Origin of the sequence: Carnobacterium sp., assembly GCF_032094055.1 — a bacterium.
In the GTDB taxonomy this organism is placed as follows: domain Bacteria; phylum Bacillota; class Bacilli; order Lactobacillales; family Carnobacteriaceae; genus Carnobacterium_A.
The window spans coordinates 1-3,919 of sequence record NZ_DAMDAK010000115.1 but is presented as its reverse complement, the minus strand read 5'-3'; the positions used below and the strand labels follow the sequence as shown (position 1 = coordinate 3,919).

4 protein-coding genes are annotated in these 3,919 nt (G+C 41.2%); 3 read left to right on the top strand and 1 reads right to left on the bottom strand.

Going from position 1 to position 3,919, the window contains the following annotated elements; genetic code table 11:
- Positions 1–444: MetQ/NlpA family ABC transporter substrate-binding protein (locus tag RT405_RS12660; RefSeq protein WP_313470154.1), on the top strand; the 444-nt coding region annotated here is incomplete at its 5' end.
- A gap of 46 nt (positions 445–490) precedes the next feature.
- On the opposite strand, the gene RT405_RS12655 is transcribed toward RT405_RS12660, so the two are convergent.
- Complete coding sequence (locus tag RT405_RS12655; protein WP_313470153.1) at positions 491–1,222, bottom strand: gamma-glutamyl-gamma-aminobutyrate hydrolase family protein; 732 nt, start codon at positions 1,220–1,222, stop codon at positions 491–493.
- A gap of 632 nt (positions 1,223–1,854) precedes the next feature.
- On the opposite strand from RT405_RS12655, the gene sufC reads away from it, so the two are divergent.
- Together sufC and sufD are read left to right on the top strand one after the other, a co-directional pair.
- Positions 1,855–2,628, top strand: a complete 774-nt coding sequence (gene sufC / locus RT405_RS12650) for a Fe-S cluster assembly ATPase SufC (RefSeq protein ID WP_035029778.1) — start codon at positions 1,855–1,857, stop codon at positions 2,626–2,628.
- A 16-nt stretch (positions 2,629–2,644) separates the two neighbouring features.
- Positions 2,645–3,919 (top strand): Fe-S cluster assembly protein SufD (gene sufD / locus RT405_RS12645; protein WP_313470151.1); only part of this gene is annotated, 1,275 nt, incomplete at its 3' end.

Sequence of the window (3,919 nt, the reverse complement as noted above, 5' to 3'; positions counted from 1 at the left end):
AAAAAAGGTGCGACCGTTTTAGTCAGCAATAGCCAAGCCGACTGGGGCCGTGTAATCAGCATTTTAGCAGATAATGATTTAGTCACTTTGAAAGACGGCGTTGATCCAACAACTGCCACATTTGATGATATTGATAAAAATCCTAAAGAGCTGAACTTTGAATATGAAAATGACCCAGCGTTGATGACGACATTGTATCAACAAGACGAAGGCGACCTAGTTGCGATCAACTCTAACTTTGCCGTTGACCAAGATATTAACCCATTGGAAGATTCGATTGCTTTAGAAAGCACAAGCTCACCTTATGCCAATATTATAGCTGTTCGTTCTGAAGATGCTAAAGACCCTGCTATTTTAAAATTAGTAGAAGTATTAAAATCAAAAGAAGTACAAGATTTTATTCTTGATAAATGGGACGGAGCAGTTGTTCCTGTAACCGAATAAACGCTTCTCTTTTAAACAGATTTCTGTTTAAAAGAGAAGCTTTTTATTATAAAATAGCTGAATTTACCTGTTCACCGAATTCATTAAACAAATCTTGCATCTTACTGTCACGCTTCATCATTAATTCAGGATGCCATTGAACAGCTACGATACTTTGTGTAGAATCAACGGCTTCAAAGCCTTCGATCAACAAGTCTTTACTCCAAGCGACAGGCTTGAAAGCTCTTGCCAATTCTTTGATAGCTTGGTGGTGATAAGAATTGACCAAATAGGTTTTTCCAAAAATAGTTCCCAACCGGCTGTCTGGTTCAATATCGATTGTATGTGTTCCTAGATCAAAGTACGTTTGCTGAATATGTTGGACTGTTAAGTCAGCATAATTCGACAAATCCTGATAAAGCGTTCCGCCATAAGCTACATTTAATAATTGAAACCCGCGACAAACAGCTAAAATTGGTTTATGTTGAGCAATTGCCTCTTTGATCAAGGCCAATTCAAAAGCGTCGCGTGTCGGGCTGGTAGCGCCAAGTTTTAAGCTGGGTTCTTCACCATATAAAAGAGGAGAAACGTCTTGTCCGCCTGCTAATAATAAGCCGTCTATCCGTTCAATATAATCAGCTGCTTCTTCTGGCAAACTGATCGGTAAGACAATGGGCGCTCCTTCCGCCGCAACGATTCCATCCACAAATCCTTGAGGTGTATACGTAACCGGCAATCCATTGGTGACATTTAAATCAATTAAACTATTTCCGGCAATTCCAATTAAAGGTTTTTTCATTGAGTATTCCTACTTTCTTTTTCAATTATTTTTCTAATGTACCGTTTGTTTAGTAAGTACGTTACTATAGAGGCATTAAAAATAAACAACTAGATTTTATAGAACTGCAGCTATTAAAAAATCTTTTCGGCAGCGGCCGAAAGGTACGAATGGATAGAAGGGAACGGATTTGTTTTTTGTACGGGTGAAAATCAGTTGTGCCTTAAAAAGAGCGGAATGACAACGATATGGTCCATAAAAGCAGGCTATGGACCATATCGTTTGGACAAACGAATTTTTGAGGTCCATAAACAGATTATAAGGACCGGAACAATGATCATTCTCTGTCTTTAAGGTGCTTAAATACTTTTTTGTCTGTTCTTGTCTATCAAGAGCGGTTCTTTAGAGCAACAGTCTTAGATAAGACACCCCTACCAACCATTGTTGCAGAATGTTTTTTCAAAAATATAAATTGATCGTTTTTAATGCGATAGTAAGGTGAGTTCTGAGATAGTTAAACAACTTCTTGTTTAGTTTACCTTATTTACACTGAAAAAGTAAGTAGATTTGCTCCTTGCTCGGCATTGCGCAAACTCCTTAGTTGGGCTAAAATAAAAGACAGTAGACAAACGTTCGAAAAAGGAGATGGAATGATGGCTCGTTTAGACATTAAAAATTTGCATGTTTCAATCGAAGACAAAGAGATTTTAAAAGGGGTGGATTTAGTCCTGAATACAGGGGAGATCCACGCCATTATGGGGCCAAACGGTACAGGGAAATCAACATTAGCAGCGGCGATCATGGGCCATCCCAGTTACCAAGTGACAGAAGGGGAAATTTTATTGGACGGTCAAAACGTATTGGAAATGGCGGTCGACGAACGGGCACGCGCCGGTTTATTTTTAGGTGTGCAATATCCAAGCGAAATAGCTGGGATCACTAATGCGGAATTTATGCGGGCTGCCATCAATGCACGCCGGCCTGAAGACGATAAAATTTCTGTCATGCAGTTTATTAAAAAAATGGATGAAAAAATGGCCGTACTGGATATGCCGGAAGAAATGGCTGAACGGTATTTAAACGAAGGCTTTTCAGGCGGTGAAAAAAAGCGCAATGAAATCTTACAAATGATGATGATAGAACCGGCATTTGCTATTTTGGATGAAATTGATTCTGGCTTGGATATTGATGCCTTAAAAGTTGTTTCTAAAGGAATCAATGCGATGCGCAACGAACATTTTGGTGCCTTAATCATTACCCATTACCAACGGTTATTAAACTATGTCACCCCGGATGTGGTGCACGTTATGATGAACGGCGTAGTGGTCAAAACTGGCGGCGCAGAATTAGCGAAACGATTAGAAGCAGAAGGTTATAAAGGGATTCGCGATGAATTGGGAATCGATTTTGCTTTGGATGAAGATTAAAAAGGAGGAATTCAGGATGAAAGAAACAAACTATTTGGACTATCTTGATGCCGTCCGTACTGCTTCACTGATGAAAGGCGAACCCGAATGGATGCTGCAGCTGCGCTTAGCTGCTTTGGAGAAAATTGAGGAGTTGGAATTGCCAGTTATCGAACGAGTTCGCTATCACCGCTGGCCATTGCTGCAAGTTCCTGATTTATTCTTGCTGGAAGAACCGGTTTTTCTAGCGAATGACTTTTTAGCTGCAGATACCGATGCTCCGCGATTGGTTCAAGTTGGCACACAAACCGCTTTTGAACAACTGCCGATGGAATTGATCGAACAAGGCGTAGTTTTTACCGATATTTTTACCGCCATGGAAGAACACCCGGAACTAGTAGAAGAAGCGTATATGCAACTAGCCGTCAAACCAGATGAAGACAAGCTGACCGCTTTTCATGCGGCTTTTATGAACAGCGGAATGTTCTTATATGTGCCTAAAAATGTGGTGATCGAAGAACCGTTAGAAGCTCTTTTTGTTCAGAACAATCAAGAAGCCACTAGTTTTATCAAACACGTGTTGATTTATGCGGATACGAACAGTGAATTTACGTATGTTGAAAAATACCAAACCATTGGTGAAATCAGCAATGCCGCCAATATTGTGGTGGAAGTGATCACAAAACCGGGAGCCAAAGTGAAGTTTTCAGCAGTAGATGAACTAGGCAAGCAAACGACGACTTACTTTAACCGCCGTGGCCATTTATTAGGCGATTCACAAATCGAATGGGCTATCGGTGTGATGAATCAAGGCGATGTGATTGCTGATTTTGATTCGGATTTGATCGGCGAAGGGTCGCATAGCGAAGTTAAAGTGGTGGCCATCAGTATGGGCAAGCAAATCCAAGCCATCGATACACGTGTGACCAATTACGGCCGACATTCGATTGGCCATATTTTGCAACACGGCGTGATTCGTGAAAAAGCCACGCTGACATTTAACGGGATTGGCCACATTATCAAAGGGGCTAAAGGAGCAGATGCGCAGCAAGAAAGCCGCGTATTGATGCTGTCCGATAAAGCTCGCGGAGACGCTAATCCGATTCTACTGATCGATGAAAATGATGTAACGGCAGGACATGCTGCTAGTGTGGGACGAGTCGATCCAGAAGAAATGTATTATTTGATGAGCCGCGGCATTCCAAAAGAAGAAGCAGAACGCTTAGTGATTCGCGGCTTTTTAGGTTCTGTGATTGCAGCGATTCCATTGAAAGCCATTCGCGACGAATTAGTGGAAACGATTGAAGGGAAG